This window comes from Patiriisocius marinus (genome assembly GCF_008974325.1).
Lineage (GTDB): Bacteria > Bacteroidota > Bacteroidia > Flavobacteriales > Flavobacteriaceae > Patiriisocius > Patiriisocius marinus.
The window spans coordinates 380,755-398,263 of record NZ_BKCG01000002.1; the positions used below are offsets into that span (position 1 = coordinate 380,755).

At 31.8% G+C, this 17,509-nt stretch carries 18 protein-coding genes; 6 read left to right on the forward strand and 12 right to left on the reverse strand.

Annotated elements, in window-relative coordinates; translation table 11 throughout:
* Positions 1-99: 99 nt before the first annotated feature.
* A complete protein-coding gene (gene uvrA, locus GBH57_RS06710) occupies positions 100-2,874 on the reverse strand; it encodes an excinuclease ABC subunit UvrA (protein ID WP_151673464.1) in 2,775 nt (924 codons plus the stop codon).
* Between the two features lie 262 nt (positions 2,875-3,136).
* Here uvrA and GBH57_RS06715 point away from each other — a divergent pair, with 262 nt between their 5' ends.
* Together GBH57_RS06715 and GBH57_RS16095 are read left to right on the forward strand one after the other, a co-directional pair.
* On the forward strand, positions 3,137-3,721 hold the full coding sequence (locus GBH57_RS06715) for an RNA polymerase sigma factor (RefSeq protein WP_151673336.1): 585 nt from the start codon (positions 3,137-3,139) through the stop codon (positions 3,719-3,721).
* A 58-nt stretch (positions 3,722-3,779) separates the two neighbouring features.
* Positions 3,780-3,932: a hypothetical protein gene (locus tag GBH57_RS16095; RefSeq protein WP_162851986.1), complete on the forward strand. Its 153-nt coding sequence runs from the start codon at positions 3,780-3,782 to the stop codon at positions 3,930-3,932.
* 88 nt (positions 3,933-4,020) lie between these two features.
* Here GBH57_RS16095 and GBH57_RS06720 read toward each other — a convergent pair whose 3' ends face one another.
* Positions 4,021-4,680: an endonuclease III domain-containing protein gene (locus tag GBH57_RS06720; protein WP_151673338.1), complete on the reverse strand. Its 660-nt coding sequence runs from the start codon at positions 4,678-4,680 to the stop codon at positions 4,021-4,023.
* A gap of 99 nt (positions 4,681-4,779) precedes the next feature.
* On the opposite strand from GBH57_RS06720, the gene bcp reads away from it, so the two are divergent.
* Positions 4,780-5,232 (forward strand): thioredoxin-dependent thiol peroxidase, encoded by a 453-nt coding sequence (bcp, locus tag GBH57_RS06725; protein ID WP_151673339.1) that lies wholly within the window; start codon positions 4,780-4,782, stop codon positions 5,230-5,232.
* Positions 5,233-5,313: 81 nt separating this feature from the next.
* Here bcp and GBH57_RS06730 read toward each other — a convergent pair whose 3' ends face one another.
* Complete coding sequence (locus GBH57_RS06730; RefSeq protein ID WP_151673341.1) at positions 5,314-6,786, reverse strand: TonB-dependent receptor; 1,473 nt, start codon at positions 6,784-6,786, stop codon at positions 5,314-5,316.
* 79 nt (positions 6,787-6,865) lie between these two features.
* Between GBH57_RS06730 and GBH57_RS06735 the strand changes: the two genes are divergently transcribed.
* Positions 6,866-7,642, forward strand: a complete 777-nt coding sequence (locus GBH57_RS06735; protein ID WP_235904661.1) for an MBL fold metallo-hydrolase — start codon at positions 6,866-6,868, stop codon at positions 7,640-7,642.
* A 54-nt stretch (positions 7,643-7,696) separates the two neighbouring features.
* Entirely contained in the window at positions 7,697-8,194 is a 498-nt protein-coding gene (locus GBH57_RS06740; protein WP_151673343.1) for a hydrolase, read from the forward strand.
* Here the strand turns inward: GBH57_RS06740 and GBH57_RS06745 are convergent, their stop codons facing one another.
* The 8 genes from GBH57_RS06745 to GBH57_RS06780 all read right to left on the reverse strand — a co-directional run bounded on the left by GBH57_RS06745 (position 8,195) and on the right by GBH57_RS06780 (position 16,251).
* Positions 8,195-8,854 carry an alpha/beta hydrolase gene (locus tag GBH57_RS06745; protein ID WP_151673345.1) on the reverse strand — a complete coding sequence of 220 codons (660 nt, stop codon included), beginning with the start codon at positions 8,852-8,854 and terminating at the stop codon, positions 8,195-8,197.
* 82 nt (positions 8,855-8,936) lie between these two features.
* Entirely contained in the window at positions 8,937-9,260 is a 324-nt protein-coding gene (locus GBH57_RS06750) for a DUF4870 domain-containing protein (protein WP_208997616.1), read from the reverse strand.
* 37 nt (positions 9,261-9,297) lie between these two features.
* Entirely contained in the window at positions 9,298-9,624 is a 327-nt protein-coding gene (locus GBH57_RS06755) for a hypothetical protein (RefSeq protein WP_151673347.1), read from the reverse strand.
* A 3-nt stretch (positions 9,625-9,627) separates the two neighbouring features.
* Positions 9,628-10,884: a dihydroorotase gene (locus tag GBH57_RS06760; protein ID WP_151673349.1), complete on the reverse strand. Its 1,257-nt coding sequence runs from the start codon at positions 10,882-10,884 to the stop codon at positions 9,628-9,630.
* Between the two features lie 25 nt (positions 10,885-10,909).
* Complete coding sequence (locus tag GBH57_RS06765; RefSeq protein WP_151673351.1) at positions 10,910-12,835, reverse strand: BatA domain-containing protein; 1,926 nt, start codon at positions 12,833-12,835, stop codon at positions 10,910-10,912.
* 45 nt (positions 12,836-12,880) lie between these two features.
* The gene (locus GBH57_RS06770) at positions 12,881-14,077 is read right to left on the reverse strand and encodes a sensor histidine kinase (RefSeq protein ID WP_151673353.1); all 1,197 of its coding nucleotides are present in this window, start codon (positions 14,075-14,077) and stop codon (positions 12,881-12,883) included.
* Positions 14,078-14,135: 58 nt separating this feature from the next.
* Complete coding sequence (locus GBH57_RS06775) at positions 14,136-15,356, reverse strand: sensor histidine kinase (RefSeq protein ID WP_151673355.1); 1,221 nt, start codon at positions 15,354-15,356, stop codon at positions 14,136-14,138.
* Between the two features lie 121 nt (positions 15,357-15,477).
* Positions 15,478-16,251, reverse strand: coding sequence for a TIGR02757 family protein (locus tag GBH57_RS06780; protein WP_151673357.1), 774 nt, complete (start codon positions 16,249-16,251; stop codon positions 15,478-15,480).
* A gap of 90 nt (positions 16,252-16,341) precedes the next feature.
* Here GBH57_RS06780 and GBH57_RS06785 point away from each other — a divergent pair, with 90 nt between their 5' ends.
* Positions 16,342-16,794 carry a hypothetical protein gene (locus GBH57_RS06785; RefSeq protein ID WP_151673359.1) on the forward strand — a complete coding sequence of 151 codons (453 nt, stop codon included), beginning with the start codon at positions 16,342-16,344 and terminating at the stop codon, positions 16,792-16,794.
* Here the strand turns inward: GBH57_RS06785 and GBH57_RS06790 are convergent.
* Entirely contained in the window at positions 16,781-17,434 is a 654-nt protein-coding gene (locus GBH57_RS06790; protein WP_151673361.1) for an ABC transporter ATP-binding protein, read from the reverse strand. The genes GBH57_RS06785 and GBH57_RS06790 overlap by 14 nt on opposite strands.
* Positions 17,435-17,509: the final 75 nt, after the last annotated feature.

The window sequence follows — 17,509 nt, forward strand, 5'->3', positions numbered from 1 at the left end:
TATGCCTCTATAAAAGCGTAGAGACAAGCGCTATTTGTTTACAAGAAACCAAAGCGCGTGCCATAAATACAACACATTAATTAACAGATGTTTATGTGATTATAGCTTTTCTTTTAAATAGCTAGCGGTGTATGATTTTTTGTTTTTAGCAACTTCTTCTGGAGTTCCTGAAACCATAATTTGTCCACCGGTAATACCTCCATCTAAACCCAAATCAATTATATAATCTGCACATTTAATTAAATCTAAATTATGTTCTACTACTATTAATGTATGTCCTTTATCTAGTAGGGCATAAAATGAAGCCAATAATTTTTTAATATCGTGGAAATGTAATCCTGTTGTAGGTTCATCAAAGATAAATAGTGTTTTATCTTTAGTAATTCCCTTTACTAGAAATGAAGCTAATTTAATACGTTGTGCTTCACCTCCAGATAACGTTGAAGAGCTTTGTCCTAGTTGGACATAACCTAAACCAACATCTTGAAGTGGCTGTAGTTTATTGACAATTTTTTTCAGATCAATACTTTTGAAGAATACTATTGCATCGTCAACGGTTAATCTCAAAATATCATCAATATTCTTATTTGCAATTTTAACCTCTAATACTTCTTTTTTGAAACGTTTTCCGTTGCATGTTTCACATTCTAAGTGAACGTCAGCCATGAATTGCATTTCGATAGTAACTTCTCCTTCACCTTTGCAAGTTTCGCATCTACCTCCATCGACATTAAAACTAAAGTGCTTCGCTTTATAATCTCTAATTAATGAAAGCTTATCTTTTGCATATAAATTTCTGATATCGTCATAGGCTTTAATATATGTAACAGGGTTTGATCTACTTGATCTACCAATAGGGTTTTGATCTATAAACTCAACGTTTTTGATAGCTTTATAGTCACCTTTTATTTCAGAGAACTGTCCTGGTTTTTCTCCGTAGCCAGCAATATCTCTCATTAGGGCAGGGTAGAGCACTTTTTTAACTAAGGTACTTTTACCACTACCTGAAACTCCAGTTACGACTGTTAGACAGCCTAAAGGGAATTTTGCATCAATATTTTTTAAGTTGTTTTCGCGAGCTCCAATTATTTCGATATTTTTCGTTGAAGTTCGGCGTTTTTCTGGCACTTCAATTTTTAGCGTTTCATTTAAATATCCAGCAGTAAGTGAATCGCTTTTTAAAATTTCGGTATAGGTGCCGTGAGCTACAACTTCTCCACCAAATGTTCCTGCTTCAGGTCCGATATCTATAATTTCGTCTGCAGCTTTCATTATGTCCTCGTCGTGTTCTACAACAATAACTGTGTTTCCAAGATCGCGCAATGATTTTAATACAGTGATTAGTCGTTCTGTATCTTTTGGGTGTAGGCCTATGCTGGGTTCATCTAAAATATACATTGACCCAACAAGGCTACTACCTAAAGAAGTAGCTAGATTAATTCGTTGCGATTCTCCACCTGAAAGTGTATTACTTTTTCTGTTTAATGTTAAATAACTTAGTCCAACATCCATTAAAAATGAGAGTCGGTTATTAATTTCTAAAAGCAATCGCTTAGCAACTGTCGAGTCGTATTCATTTAGTTTTAAGTTTTTAAAAAACGTTGCGACTTCGTTGAGAGGGAGTTCTACTAATTCTTGAATTGAAGCTCCAGCTATTTTTACATAACCAGCTTCAGGGCGTAGTCTTTTTCCTTTACAAGTACTGCACTTGGTTTTTCCGCGATAGCGTGATAACATCACTCTATTTTGAATTTTATAGCTTTTAGATTCAAGGAATTTAAAGAAAGAATTAAGTCCTTCAAAATGGTTATTTCCTTCCCAAACTAATTGTTGTTGAGCTGCTGTAAGTTCAAACCAAGGCTTATGAATAGGGAAGTCAAATTTATATGCAGCATTTGCCAGTTGGTCACGATACCACCCCATACTGTCTCCACGCCAAGGAAATATGGCATTATCATAAATAGATAGAGCTGTATTGGGTATAACTAAATCTTCATCAATACCTATAACATCGCCATATCCTTCACAAACAGGACAGGCTCCAAAGGGATTGTTGAAACTAAATAAATGAATATTTGGTTCCATAAAGGTAATTCCGTCACGTTCGTATTTATTATTGAAATCTTTAATACTATTGTCATCTAGCGATTCTAGAATTAATTGACCTTTACCTTCGTAAAAGGCCATTTGTACAGCATCAGCTAATCTATTGTAAAAATCTTCATCATCCTTTGTAATAATACGATCGACAACTAATTGAATATCTTTTGGTAATGACTTAGATAATTCATCGATGCGAATAACTTTCCCTTCAATTTTAACTCTAGCAAAACCTTGCTGAGCTAATGCTTGTATTTTGTTTTCCATTGTTCTACCTTCTTCTAAAAAGATAGGAGTGAGCAGAAGCATTTTTTGTCCTTGAGGAAGTGTTTTTATATATTTTATTACATCTGTAACAGTGTCCTTTTTAACTTCTTCGCCACTAATAGGTGAGATTGTTCTGCCTATTCTAGTGTATAAGAGCTTTAGATAGTCATAAATTTCAGTAGAAGTACCTACGGTAGATCTTGGATTTGTAGCATTTACTTTTTGTTCAATAGCAATAGCAGGAGCAATTCCTTTTATACTATCTACTTTAGGTTTATTGAGTCTTCCTAAAAATTGACGCGCGTAAGATGAAAGACTTTCAACATAGCGTCTTTGACCTTCTGCATATAGCGTGTCAAAAGCTAAACTAGATTTACCACTACCAGATAAACCAGTAATAACCACTAGTTTATTTCTAGGTATAGTTACATCTATGTTCTTTAAGTTGTGGAGTCGTGCTCCTTTAATGATAATATTTTTCTTAGTGTCTTCTGTTGCTGTTTTCAATGCGCGATGCCCCTTAATTAGTGAAGTGATATACAAAGATAACACTTGTTTTTGTCCTTTTAAAAAAGTGTTTTTTTATTATAATTTTAAGAAAAAAGAGCATATATTTTGGTATTGTGAAAATTATAATGTTATATTTGAGCCTTACAACGATATTTACTAAAATTATTGCCTATAGCATATTACTACTTTTTAAATTTTAAGATTATAACAAACTAGCAGCCAAAATTGCTAGTTGTTCATTAATAAAAAGAGTATTGATATGAAGCCTAACACATCTACTGATGCAGTTTTAGTAACATCCTATATACAAGGAGAAGAATCTGCGTTGTCTATCCTAATTACACGTCACAAACAAAGAATTTACAGCTTTATCTATTCAAAAGTTTTTGATAGAGATGTCGCTGAAGATGTTTTTCAAGACACTTTTATTAAAGTTATTAATTCCCTTAAAAGGGGAAAATATAACGAGGAAGGTAAATTTTTACCTTGGGTAATGCGTATTGCACATAATTTGGTTATTGACCATTTTAGAAAAAATAATCGTATGCCTAAGTTTGAAAATAATAGCGATTTTAATATTTTTTCTGTGCTTTCAGACAGCTCATTAAACGCTGAAAATACTATAATAAAAGGACAGGTCGAAAATGATGTAAGAAGATTGATTGAAGAACTTCCTGAAGATCAAAAAGAAGTGCTAATGATGCGTATTTACAAGGATATGAGCTTCAAAGAAATAAGTGAACAAACTGGAGTAAGTATTAATACCGCATTGGGTAGAATGCGTTATGCATTAATAAATTTGCGCAAAGTAATTGATAAACATAACATTGTGTTAACAAACTAGTACAATATTGCATAATAATTGTCGTTATCTTGATAACAATAATCTCAAATTGACAAATATGCAAAAAATGTACTCAAGAACTTCACGTTCGGGACACGTGGATGAAAACATTGTTCCAAAAGCAGAGACTATTAGGTTTTTGCTGGATTATTCTAAGGCTTTAAGTGTTATAGATTACCAAAAATTGAAGTTTGAAGCACTTCTAAACTAAACTTTGAAAAACCCCCGAAATGAAAATTTCGGGGGTTTTTGCATTTTATAGTATTAGTCTCTTAGTTCTGAAATATTATAAAAAAAAATTACGTTCTCTTTTTCTTGTAATAATCTGCTATTACAGTTTTACGTCCAATAGTATTTGTAATTATATCTTTTTCTAAATCCCAACCTCTTGCTGGAGAATATTGACGACCATACCAGATAATTTGTAAATGTAAATCGTTCCAAACGTGTTCAGGAAATAAACGTTTAGCATCTTTCTCAGTTTGTACCACATTTTTACCATTAGTAAAACCCCAACGATACATTAATCTATGTATGTGTGTGTCAACAGGAAAAGCCGGTACTCCAAATGCTTGAGATATAACTACACTCGCTGTTTTATGTCCCACAGCTGGTAACTCTTCTAATGCTTCTAAATCATTAGGTACTTGACCGTTATGTTTGTCAATTAAAATGTGCGATAGACCGTGAATTCCCTTTGCTTTCATAGGCGAAAGCCCTACAGGCTTTATTATTTCTCTAATTTCTTCGACAGTTAATTTTATCATGTCGTATGGATTATCTGCAATTTCAAAAAGTATTGGAGTAATTTTGTTTACTCTCACATCAGTACTTTGAGCAGACATTAATACAGCTATTAAAAGTGTATAAGGATCCTTGTGATCTAAAGGAATTGGTATTTCGGGATAGAGTTTTTTTAACGTATTAATAACGAAGTCTACCTTTTCCTGTTTGTTCATAATTCGTATTTTTAGTAAAAATAAAACATCTAACTATAATTTAGATTTAAACCGAAATTTTAGTTTGATTAAAAATTAATATTTAATTATTTTTTTAAAATGAACACATTACAAGCAGGCGATAAAGTGCCATATTTTGAAGTAAATGACCAAGATGGGAATGTTATTAAACTTTCTGATTTTAAAGGTAAAAAATTGGTAGTTTTTTTCTATCCTAAAGCGAGCACGCCAGGTTGTACTGCGGAGGCTTGTAATTTACGAGATAACTATGAAGAGCTACAATCTAAAGGATATCAAATTTTAGGAGTAAGTGCAGATAGCGAAAAGAGACAATCTAATTTTAAAGACAAATACGAATTTCCATTTCCATTGCTAGCGGATACAGAAAAGGAAGTGATCAATGCCTTTGGGGTTTGGGGATACAAAAAATTTATGGGAAAGGAATACGATGGAATTCACCGTAAAACTTTTCTAATAGATGAAGAAGGGATTGTAGAACGAGTTATTGATAAGGTAAAAACAAAAGATCACGCAGCTCAGATTTTAGAATAACACCGTGTATTATTAAATATAAAAAGCTCCCAAACTAAGTTTGGGAGCTTTTTTATTTATTGAATTTCAGATATGAGTAACTTAAACTTCCATATCAAAGTCTACATCTATAACTTCTTGATCTATATTACAGCTAAAAAGATTTTTTTCTTTTATTAAGCTTGCAATACCAGCGGGTAACATTTTTTCCCAACCTGGTTCATTGTTTTCAATTTTATATAAAACTTCTCTTGAAAAGATGTCCATAATTTCAGGATTGAAATTTTCAATATCTACAACTTTTCCATTGTATTTGAAGAATTTATACAATTCCTTCATTCGTGGATGTACTTTCAAGTTTTCACTTGTAGTATATTCTCCAGTTTCAGGGTTATGCATAGGGTAGAGGTATACTTTTAAATCTTTAAAAAATAACTTTCCAAAAGCTTCAAGAATACCACCACTTAAATGGCGATAGTATTTTTCGTCAAATACATCAACAAGATTATTAACACCCATTGCAAGGCCTAATCTGTTTTTAGTAAATTTAGAGAAGTATTCAACTAGCTTATAATATTCTTGGAAATTAGAAATCATAACCGTATGTCCTAAAGAGCATAGCAATTTAGCTCTGTCCATAAAGTCTCTTTCGTCAATTTCACCTTCAGCTCTTAAATTAGATAGCGTAATCTCAAAAATAGTAACAGTTTTCTCAGGATCAACTTTAGATTCAGCCACAAACATTTCATGTGATCTCTCATACATGTCAATGTTTACTTTAGTTACAGGTCTAAAGCTTCCTCGAAGTGCTAAAACATTCTTTTTGTATAATATTCTAGCTGGTAATACATTATTTCCATCAGGTCCAAACATTACCGCATCAGTCATTCCGTTTTTAATAAGCTGTAAACTCATTAAACGGTTGTCAACGTTTTGAAACTTCGGTCCTGAAAAGTTTATGGTATCGATTTCAATCTTATCTTTATCAATATGATCGTATAAATATCTAAGTAATTTTTTAGGTGTATCATGCTTATAATAAGCTCCATACACTAGGTTAACACCTAAAATACCTAGAGTGTGTTGTTGTAATAAGGCTTCATTTTCGTGAAAACGAATATGCATAATAATCTCGCTATATTCTTCTTCAGGATCTGTTTGGTATCTAATTCCAACCCAGCCGTGGCCTTTATATTTTTTAGCAAAATCTATTGTTGCAACGGTGTTAGCAAAGGCAAAATACATCTTGTTTGGATGTTTTTCTCGAAGAATACGTTCCTCGAGTAATTCCATCTCGTGCGAAAGCATTTTCTTTAATCGAGCTTCAGTTACATAACGGCCATCTTCTTCAATTCCATAAATGGCATCACTAAAGTCTTTATCGTATGCCGAAATTGTTTTTGCAATAGTGCCAGAAGCACCACCAGCTCTAAAAAAGTTACGTACAGTTTCCTGCCCAGCGCCTATCTCAGCAAAGGTTCCGTAGATATTTTCATTTAAATTAATACGTAAAGCCTTGTTTCTAATTGACGGAATTGCTTCAAATTCTCTGTCACCTTTTATCATATCTGGCATAGCACAATGGGGGTTTTCTTTATAACAAAGGTAGTAAATAGGATATCTAAACAAAAAAATAACCGCTATTTTTGTAGTAATGAAAACAGGTATTTCGATCACTTTTTTAGGGACTGGAACTTCACAAGGAATTCCAGTAATAGGCAGCAAGCATCCAGTGTGTTTAAGTAGCGACTCTCGTGATAAACGATTGAGGGTTTCAGTGCTATTAGAATGGGGAGAAAAAAACTACGTAATTGATTGTGGTCCGGATTTTAGGCAACAAATGTTACGTGAAGAGGTAACGCAACTTAATGGTGTATTGCTAACGCACGAACATAGTGATCATACAGCAGGAATTGATGATATACGCCCGTTTTATTTTAAGCAAGGCGATATACCATTTTATGCTTCCTCCCGCGTATTTGAATCATTACAACTGCGTTTTGCTTATATTTTTGAAACTGTAAACAAATATCCAGGAGCTCCTACGATTACACAGAATATAGTTTCAAAGGACATGACATTTCAGCTAAATAATAAAACAGTTATTCCTGTTGAAGCAATGCATGCAACATTACCCGTTTTAGGTTATAAAATTGATGGTTTTGTTTATTTAACAGATGTTAAAACTATTTCGGAAGCCGAAATTTTAAAAATTGAAAACTGTGATGTTTTGGTTGTAAATGCTCTTCGTATTGAACCACATCAATCTCACTTTAATCTAGATGAAGCTTTACAGTTTGTAAAAAGAGTGAACCCGAAGAAGGCTTACTTTACACATATTAGTCACGTTTTAGGGTTTCATAAAGAAGTAGAAAATCAATTGCCTGAAAATGTTCATTTAGCATACGATGGTTTAAAAATAGAATTGTAAAAGTTATAGTTTATTAGTAGGATAAAACTTGTTTAAATAGAAAAAGATAGAATTATGAGAAAGAGTATGTTTATGTATTTATTCTTTTTTGCGGTATTGTTTATCATATTTCAATATGCAAATGAGAAATCAATTTTTGGATCTCAAGAAAAGCAAATTAATGCATTGTCTGAGCAGTTACAAGTTGCAGAGGATTCACTAAAAAGTGTGGCTGTATCAGTTGAAGATGCTGCATATTTTACATTACAGGGTAATGAAAATGCTATAGAATATATTGAACGTTTAGGCTTAGAGGCAGATGATGTAGAGGAAATGATTACCAATAAAATTTACGATACTAATGGAAAAGCAGGAGGGAACCCAATTATTCCTTTAAAGGGTGTCAATGGTGATTTTAAAATAAACAAAGTTAAGTTTATCAATCACCGTTGGATTCTAGCAGATTTTTCGGATGGTACTAATTGGGGAGAAATGATTATAGAATATTTCTTTGATGAAAATAATAAGCTAGAATTGACTCCGGTTAGTTCGTTGCTTTATAGCGGTAATTGATTATTTGTCAGCCAACCATTCTTTAAACTCAAAGAAATTTTGAGGAGCTACTCCGTGTCCAACAGGAAATTCGGAGTAGGTACATTCAATTCCTAAATTCTTTAAAAAGGGTTTTGTTTTTTGAGCCCAAGTAACAGGAATTACTTGATCCACTGTACCGTGAGAGCTGTAAACATTGAGTTTAGAAAAATCATTATTTTGGTAACCTTCTTTAAGCATGTCCTCACTAATATAACCGCTTAATCCTACTAGGTTTTTAACTTTTTCAGGATAACTTAATGCAATGGCAAAACTTAATATAGTTCCTTGGCTGAAACCTATTAATGTTATGTTGTTTGCATCTACTTGGTATTTTTCGATTATTTCATCAATGCACCCTACAATTAAATCTCTTGAAGCAATAGCTTGTGGTACATCATTAAATTTTCCGTCATTAGCATCAAAATGGATATTATACCAAGCGTTACCGTAAGGTTGTAAAGGTAATGGTGCCTTAAGGGCAATTATATGATGTGTTTCAGGAAGCTCTGGCGCAAATGAGAATAAATCATCTTCATTACTACCGTATCCGTGTAATAAAATAATAGCCGGTGCCTTTTCTGAAGTTTTTTCAGTTGGGGCTTTATAATTATGTTCTAAAGAGAGTTGTTGCTTTGTCATTTTACAAAAATAAAAGATGCCATTATTGAAATGGCATCTTTGAATGATAATTATTTAAAATTTCAGAATAAAAAAATACTTTTTAAGATATTGCTTTAAACCAATCTTGAAATTGTACTCCTACTAAAGGTACTGGATCTGTAGTTCCTTTAAATGCACTCATTATTCCTAAAATCCATAGTACAAATGTTCCTAAGTGGAGTATACTTAATATACCCACCCCAGTTAATTGTATTACTAATGAAATTGCAAAGGCTAAAAGCATAATCCCAAGCATTTGGCGTATGTGAAAAGATACAAAAGGGTCTTTTTTATCATTATTAACCACAATAGCAATAATCCAACCTATAAGAGTTAGATAAGCCACAATAGCCATTGAGTTGTTAGTTGTAGTTTCTTTTTCCATTATTTAAATTGTTTAGGTTTCTTTAAAGATACAATTCCTACGCTAAAAACGTAAACCATTGCTGAAATTTCCTACTCAAAAATGGAATGTTAGGTTCTTTAGCTTGATAAGCTCTAATTGCTTGTGAAATAATTAGTACTAAGCTCATTAGCCATAAAATATCACCTAAGGTTGTATTAATATAAAAAATGGCGACTTGAGAGCAAATCCATAATACTGTAAATCCAAACATATTTTGTAAATGTCTAGTTGTAAAACCGTCTTTGTTATCACTGTTCATGGACATAGCAATAAATAAACCTATTATAGTTATATATCCAATAACTGCTTTTTTCTTTGCAGAAACGGGTGTTGTGTTTTCCATCAATTATAGTTTATGAAGTGCTAACTTTTTGTTATTAAAAATTCCATAAGCTCGACCTGTAAGTTTTTTTCCTAACATAGCTGCATTATGTGATGTAGATAAAATATCACTAGTGCTAAACGTCCATTCAATACTTGGATTAAATAATGTTAAAGAAGCTATTGAACCTTTTTCTACCCCTGAAGATTTTAAGTTAAATTGAGATTGTTTTGTAAGTGCGTTAATAGCAGTTTCTAAATCTAATTTAGAAAGTATTGTACCAAAACAACTCTCTAGTCCGATACTTCCATATGATGCGTGATCAAATTCTAAATTTTTATTTTCAACATCAATAGGGTTGTGGTCACTTGTAACCATATCTATTGTTCCATCTTTAACACCTTTTATTAATGCTTTAATATCCTCTTTTGTTCTTAAAGGTGGTGTTAGTTTGTATGAGGTGTCAAAGCTATGTAGCTCATCGTCTGTTAAGTATAAATTGTGTGCAGCAACACTACATGTTACATTCAATCCATTCTTTTTAGCATCTCTAATAAGTGCTACAGATTTTGATGTTGAAATCGTTGGAATGTGTAATCTTCCCCCAGAGTATTCTAAAATTGCTAAATCTCTAGATATTTGTAGTGTTTCAGAAAGTGAAGGAACACCTTTTAGACCTAGTTGTGTGCTGTTAATATGCTCATTTACAATTCCTTTAGGTGAAATTGAAGCTTCAAGTGGAAAGGATTGCACAATTGCATCAAATCGCTGCGTATATTGTAATCCTATTTTAAGTAAGTTGGGGTTTTTAATAGGTTTTTTATAATCAAAAAAGCTAACAGCGCCATCTTGAGACATATCAAAAAGCTCAGCTAAATGTTCACCATCGGCACTTTGCGTAAATGTTCCCGCTGGATGAATACTTGTTGCAGCTTTATCTCCATTAGATTTAATAAACCTAATTGCACCTTTATTATCTGGGACAGGATTAGTATTTGTGTTTAAGATAATATCTGTAAAACCACTATAAGCAGCAGTTTTTAAACCGTTAGCGATAGTTTCGCGCTCTTCAAAGCCTGGTTCTCCAAAACTTATGCTGCTATCAAACCATCCAGCAGATACGTGAAGATTAACTAGTTCGATAACTTTTGATTTATCCGAAACTTTAATGGTGGAATCTATGTTAGTTATTATACCATTTTCAATAAGAATGTCTCTTTTTTGTAAATGGTGATCGCTCTTGGCGTCTACGATAATTGCGTTCTTAATTAAATATTCCATTTTGGTTGATGGTTTTAGAACAGGGTTAACGTTTATAAAATTTCAGAAGTAACATTTCAGCTACTAAAAATAGGAGTCCTAATATGACAAACCATTTCCAAAATTCTGAAATATTGTTTTCTGCTTCAATGCTTGTAAAAAGCTCATTGATACTTGTGTGAGTTGTTACATTTTCCCAAGTTGAAGCATCTAAATAGGTTAAAACACTTTCGTCTCGTGGATAATTATAGCTTACATTTTCTAAAGCTATTGTATTTTTTGTAATTTGATAATTACCAGCTATTTCAGGGGTATCTGTAGTGGTAATTAATACCTTGTTAGACTTAGCTTGTTGTAATGGTATATAACTAGAAATACTGTCTTTAATTGAAAGTATTTCATCTTGGCTAATAGTAATTGGTACTGCAAATTTATTTGTTTTATTTAGGTTAAAGTATAACTTAGATAACTGCAAACTTTGTCTAGCAATATTGTAAAAAGTAGGTACTATTAGTGGTGAACTTGTAAAATTAGAATTTGCCGTGTTTATAGGTGCAGTTACTAAATACGTATTTCCACTAGTGATAATAAATGGCTTCCCGTCTTCAAATTTAAGAATAGGAGTAGCTCTCGTTATACTATTATAGTAGGTATTTACTTTAGGAAATTGAAAGTTTACAACTCGAGTTTCAAATACATCGTTATAGATAGGGTGATCAAAAACTATTTGAGTTATCTTTTTTTCTTGTTTATTTAGCTCCGTGATCTTTCCTAATCCAAGTGGTGATATTAGATTGTTGTATGAATTTATGTCAACGTTAGCCGAAGGGATTATAGTTAAGCTACCACCATTTGAAACAAATGATTTTAGAGCCTCTGTTAGCGGTGTAGGGATGTTATCTAATTCATTAAGTATAATACAATCCTGTTCAGAAATTTTACTAAAATCAAGATTTCGATTGTCTTGTTGTGTGTAACTAAACTCCTCACTATTAAATAACCTTTGTAGAAAGTTAGAGCTGCTATTGTTAACAGAAAGCACTTTTAGCTGAGTAGGTTTGTTTAAGCTGAAAAACAAAGTGTTATCATAGTTTAAACCCGAATCTGTTATCTGAACTTTTCCATTAAAGCCAATTGTATTATCAATATCAAAAATAGCCTGCTGGCTGGTGTTTTCTGAAAAGTCCATTGCTGTTTTAGCAATAAGTTCTGAACCATTATAAATGGCAATAGCTACAGTATTTTCTATAACTTTCCCTGAAGATACGTTTACTTTAACCGAAATGTTATTTCCGTTTTTAGATGTTGCACTTATTGAATCGATAGAAATATTATTTTCTGAAATAGGCTTCAATTGTACAGCATCAATTCTGAAATTTTCTCCTAGAGAAGGGAAGGCTTCTTTTTGCTGAAAGTCTGATATATAAATTAATCGTTTGTCTGAATTTTTGTTTTCAGAAAACATTTTTTCAGCTTTAAGCACCACTTCGTTAGGTGTTAATTGCTTGCTAGTTAATGACGTTTTTAAAATTTCTTCTTTAGCGTTTTTTACAGCTATATTTTTACGGGTAGTGTTGTTTGTGAACCAACTTATTTTTTCGCCATTTATAAGTTGACCATAAAGGTCTTGTTTTGCTCTTTCAAGTAAAGGGCCATTTGCTCCTTTAGCATCTGCACTAAATGAGTTGTCTAAATATATTACGGTTTCTTTAGTGGTATTTAAGGCTGTTTTAGAAGCAGAAAAAGGCTGGGCAAAGGCAAGAATAATTGCGGCAAATGCTCCAAGTCTCATAAATAGGGTCAGCCATTTTTTGATTTGAGAACTTTTTCTAGTTTGAACAGATACTTTTTTTAGAAAAGCAACATTTGTAAACGCTACTTTTTGAAATCGACGCAACTGGAATAAATGAATAATAATAGGAATGAGCAGTAGTAATAGCGCGTAGAGAAGTTCTGGATGTTTAAACTGCATTCTTAGATTTATTAAGCAAATATAAAAAAATGGATGCTAAAAAACCTATTTAGCTACAGTAAAGGTAAAAGTAGTTCCTTTGCCTATTTCAGATACTACATTAATACTTCCGCCAAGTTCCTCGACAATTTTTTTAACTGTTGCAAGACCAATACCCGAGCCTTTTTTACCGTATTTATCTTTGTCAGTTGCGGTTTTAAATAATTCGAATATTATTTTTTGTTTTTCGATATCAATTCCGATTCCGTTATCAGTAACCGAAAATTCATAAAATTGTTTTCGTTGCTTGAAAGTTACTTCTACAAAGGGTGTTTTATTGTTGTTATATTTTAATGAATTTCCAATTAGATTCATCAAAACTTGTTCTACAGCAGGTTTATTGATATTGATTATTAATGATTCTTGTGGATATTCAAACTCTTCCTCATTAATAAATAGCATACCTTCAAGCTCATTAAATATGTCTTGAATATCCACTTTTTGTTTGTCAACTATAGTAAGTTCATCTGATTTGTAGTATTTGAGCATACCTTCAATATAAGCAGCAAGCTTCTCTGAAGATTCTTCAATATAATCTAAGTATTCCAATCCTTGAAAATCAAAATTACTTTTATACTCGTCTTTAAGCATTCTCGACAATGATGTAATATTAGCCAAGGGTGATTTTAAATCATGTGTTACAACACCAGCAAATTGTTTAAGTCGCTTATTGCTAATTTTTAAAGATTCTTGATTTATTTTAAGTTGGTTATTGTTTTTATGTAAAATGAACAGTTTTACTATTTGTTTACCTAAAGTAATTAGCATTTGTTTTTGCTTATCATTAAGTTCTCTAGGTTTTACATCAAAAACACATAAAGTACCTAAAGCAAATCCTTCAGGGTCAATTAACGGTACGCCAGCATAAAAAACGGCACCTTGTTCTGTAACAATTGGGTTGTCTTTAAATCGCTCATCTTTTCGGGCATCTGGAATAATAAAAATTGCATTATTATCAAGTATAGCGTGGCCGCAAAAAGATATATCTCTTGGAGATTCATTAAAAGGCACTCCGTGTTGCGATTTTAGAAAATTTCGTTCTTCATCAAGGAGTGTTACTAATGAGATAGGTGCTTCACAGTAATCTGCAACCATTGCAGTAAGATTATCATAATCTTCCTCAGGTTGCGTGTCTAGTAAGCCGTAAGATTTTAAGGCTTTAAGTCGTGCTATTTCGTTAGACGGTTTTTTAGGGGCGAGCATGTAGGTTTAAAAATGTAATAATTATAACTAATAATTTGAAATAATAGAAATTGATAATTTAATTAATGATCTCTTTAGCGATTGTGAATTCGATTTTAGTCCCTTTATCTTCATCTGAAGTTAATAAGATTTCTCCTCCAAAACGTTCAACAATCTTTTTTACTGTAGATAGACCTATTCCATTTCCAGTATTTCCTTTTCGGTCTTTTTTACCTAATGTTGAAAACAGGGTGAAAATATCTTTTTGTTTATCCTTAGGAATTCCTGTACCATTATCAGTAATTTTAAAATAATAATGTAAAGACTTTTCTTGACAATCTATATCAATAACAACGGTGCTTTTATCATTATATTTTAAACTATTTGCTATAAGGTTGAACAGTATTTGTTTTAACGCTTCTTTATTACAATTAAGTTCAATATTCTTCTCAGGGAAGTTGATATCACATTCAAAATCAATATTTAAACTATCTATAATTTCTTCAAGAAGTTCGTGAATATCAAATTCATGAACTTGATTATCACAATGTTGGTCACTTTCGTAATGTTCTAAAAGTCCTGTTATATAGTCACTTAGAGAAAATGAGGATCTTTTTAAGCTTTTCAAATGTTCTTTAGCATTTGAGTCTAAAACTTTAGAGTATTTAGCTTTTAATATATCAGTAGTGATGATAATGTTAGCTAAGGGCATTTTCATATCGTGAGAAACTACTCCGGCAAAACTCTTCAATTCAGTATTTTTATGTTGTAAACTTTTTTTAGTTTTATTTAAAACATCATTTGCTTGATGTAATTCTATTAGCTTTACCACTTGTTTTGCTAATGTTTGCAACGATTTTATTTGTGAATCTGAAATGGTATTGGGTTTATTATCAATAACACATAAGGTTCCAAGTTTATGACCTTCCTTATCTATTAAACAAACACCAGCGTAAAATTGTACTGGGTTTTCTTCTAAAATAACAAATGGATGATTTTTAAATTGAGGATTGTTCTTAATGTCCTCTAATATAAAAACATTTGTATTTGCTTCAATTGCATAGCTGCAAAATGACAACTCACGATCTACCGCACAAAGATTCATTCCTTTGGTCGATTTATACCATACATCATCTTCATCTACAAATGAGATGAGTGAAATAGGCATATCTGTAATTTGAGAAGCTAACTGTGTAATTTGGTCATATTCCTCTTCCTTATCAGTATAAAGCACATTATATTTTTGCAATGCTGCAACGCGTGCAACATCATTTTCTTTGATAATAGGATCTCTAGGCATAACAATAATAATTTATTAAAAAACTATTGGGGGAATTAAGTAAAGGTAACCTATTGGTCTATGTGTTGTTAATAATGTTAAAAAATTTAACATTTGAAAGAGTTAAATTTATATTCACAAATTAAAAATTCTCAAATGCACCAAGACCAAATAGCGCAAAATCATATTTAACAGGGTCAATTGGATCAAATTTTCGAAGTTGAGTGTCTAATTCTGCTAAGGCTTTTCCATCGTTTTGTTTCCTTTTTAAAATCCCAAGTTTTCTAGCTATACCGCCACTATGTACATCAAGAGGACAAGATAAAATAGAGGGGGAGATACTTTTCCAGATTCCAAAATCAACTCCGTTTGCATCGTTTCTAATCATCCATCTAAGAAACATGTTAATCCGTTTAGCAGCACTATTTTTTAATGGATCACTTACATGTTTTTGAGTACGTGACTCATGAGGGAGTTCAAAAAAAATTTTTTTAAATTCTGAAATAGCAGGTTGTAAGCTCTTAGAGGTAGCATTATTTCTAAAAATAGCTTCCATTCCTTTATGATTAGTGTAAAGATTCTGTAACGATTTAAAAAAATAATCTAAATCATTTTCATTAAAAGTTCTATGTACAAAACCATTGACTAAAGACCTATTGTTGTCACGATACTCCATGACAAAATCTAATGGTGAATTTCCCATAATATCGAGTAATTTCCCTCCATTATTAATAATGCTTTTACGATTACCCCAAGCTATTGTTGCTATTAAAAAACCTGAAATTTCAATATCTTCTTTTAATGTATAGTTATGTGGTATTTGAATAGGATCTGTTTCAATAAAAGAAGTGCTATTGTAAAGCGCAGCTTTTTCATCTAAAAATTCTTTTAATTCACTTTGAGATAGTTTTTTCATAAAAATAAATTCATATAAAAATAGCCATTAAAGGGTATTGAAAATAACTTCATAATAAAGTTTATTTGTGATTCAACTTATTAAATAAATATGATAAATAAAATTATTATTTCGGCATTTGTAATTCTAAGTATGATATCCTGTAACTCAGATGACGATTCTAATTCAGATCTAGACATAGCTAATTTACTAACTATTGATAATGGTACTTGGGCTGTTGTAGATTTTCAACATAGGGAGACAGAAAATGATGAGTGGGTTTCTGATAGCTTATTTTGTTTTAATGATGATTTATGGCAATTTACGTCTAATGGGAATCTAAATATTTATATTAATCAAAACTTATGTGAAGGTCAAACAGCTAATGATATAGTTTTATATAATTACGAAGTAGTCCCTAATGTTGGGTACAATCTCATTGTTAATGGACAAAGTTCTTTAGAAACCATTGAGTTATTGAATGAAAACTCATTAATAGTAACTTATAATATTGGAACCGTAACAAATACTATGGGAAGGCGCGTATTTTCTAAAGTTCAATAAGCCCATCAACCATTGTTAATTTTCTATCAGCCATAGCTGCAAGTTCTTCATTGTGAGTAACTATTACAAATGTTTGCCCAAATTCATCCCGAAGTTTAAAAAACAAATTATGTAAATTCTCAGCACTTTCAGTATCAAGATTACCGCTTGGCTCGTCGGCTAAAATTATTCCTGGATTATTAATTAATGACCTAGCAACAGCAACACGTTGTTGTTCACCACCAGATAATTCATTTGGCTTATGGCTAGCACGATGTTCTAAACCTAAAAAGCTTAATAATTCTAAAGCACGTTTTTCAACTTGTTCCTTTGGTGTTTTCTTGATAAAACCAGGAATGCAAACATTCTCAAGTGCTGTAAATTCTGGCATTAATTGATGAAATTGAAAAATAAAACCCAGAGAGTCATTTCTAAATTTAGCAAGTTCTTTACTATTTAAACCTGAAAGATCAACGTTGTCAATAGTAAGCTCGCCTTTATCAAAAGTATCAAGTGTTCCTAAAATTTGCAGAAGTGTTGTTTTTCCAGCACCAGATGCACCAACAATAGAAACTATTTCACCTTTTTTAATATGAAGGTTTACTCCTTTTAAAACGTGTAAATCATCGTAGTATTTGTGAATATTTGATGCTAAAATCATAAATAAAAACCGAAATTTTAAGGGGGAATTCCCGTGCTCTAAAAATAGAAATTATTTAGAGAAGTCTTACTGTCA

Coding starts and splice junctions, on each gene's coding strand:
- GBH57_RS06715 (WP_151673336.1), top strand. CDS start 3,137: ATGAAGCCTAACACATCTACTGATGCAGTTTTAGTAACATCCTATATA.
- GBH57_RS16095 (WP_162851986.1), top strand. CDS start 3,780: ATGCAAAAAATGTACTCAAGAACTTCACGTTCGGGACACGTGGATGAA.
- GBH57_RS06720 (WP_151673338.1), bottom strand. CDS start 4,680: ATGAACAAACAGGAAAAGGTAGACTTCGTTATTAATACGTTAAAAAAA.
- bcp (WP_151673339.1), top strand. CDS start 4,780: ATGAACACATTACAAGCAGGCGATAAAGTGCCATATTTTGAAGTAAAT.
- GBH57_RS06730 (WP_151673341.1), bottom strand. CDS start 6,786: ATGCCAGATATGATAAAAGGTGACAGAGAATTTGAAGCAATTCCGTCA.
- GBH57_RS06735 (WP_235904661.1), top strand. CDS start 6,866: ATGAAAACAGGTATTTCGATCACTTTTTTAGGGACTGGAACTTCACAA.
- GBH57_RS06740 (WP_151673343.1), top strand. CDS start 7,697: ATGAGAAAGAGTATGTTTATGTATTTATTCTTTTTTGCGGTATTGTTT.
- GBH57_RS06745 (WP_151673345.1), bottom strand. CDS start 8,854: ATGACAAAGCAACAACTCTCTTTAGAACATAATTATAAAGCCCCAACT.
- GBH57_RS06750 (WP_208997616.1), bottom strand. CDS start 9,260: ATGGAAAAAGAAACTACAACTAACAACTCAATGGCTATTGTGGCTTAT.
- GBH57_RS06755 (WP_151673347.1), bottom strand. CDS start 9,624: ATGGAAAACACAACACCCGTTTCTGCAAAGAAAAAAGCAGTTATTGGA.
- GBH57_RS06760 (WP_151673349.1), bottom strand. CDS start 10,884: ATGGAATATTTAATTAAGAACGCAATTATCGTAGACGCCAAGAGCGAT.
- GBH57_RS06765 (WP_151673351.1), bottom strand. CDS start 12,835: ATGCAGTTTAAACATCCAGAACTTCTCTACGCGCTATTACTACTGCTC.
- GBH57_RS06770 (WP_151673353.1), bottom strand. CDS start 14,077: ATGCTCGCCCCTAAAAAACCGTCTAACGAAATAGCACGACTTAAAGCC.
- GBH57_RS06775 (WP_151673355.1), bottom strand. CDS start 15,356: ATGCCTAGAGATCCTATTATCAAAGAAAATGATGTTGCACGCGTTGCA.
- GBH57_RS06780 (WP_151673357.1), bottom strand. CDS start 16,251: ATGAAAAAACTATCTCAAAGTGAATTAAAAGAATTTTTAGATGAAAAA.
- GBH57_RS06785 (WP_151673359.1), top strand. CDS start 16,342: ATGATAAATAAAATTATTATTTCGGCATTTGTAATTCTAAGTATGATA.
- GBH57_RS06790 (WP_151673361.1), bottom strand. CDS start 17,434: ATGATTTTAGCATCAAATATTCACAAATACTACGATGATTTACACGTT.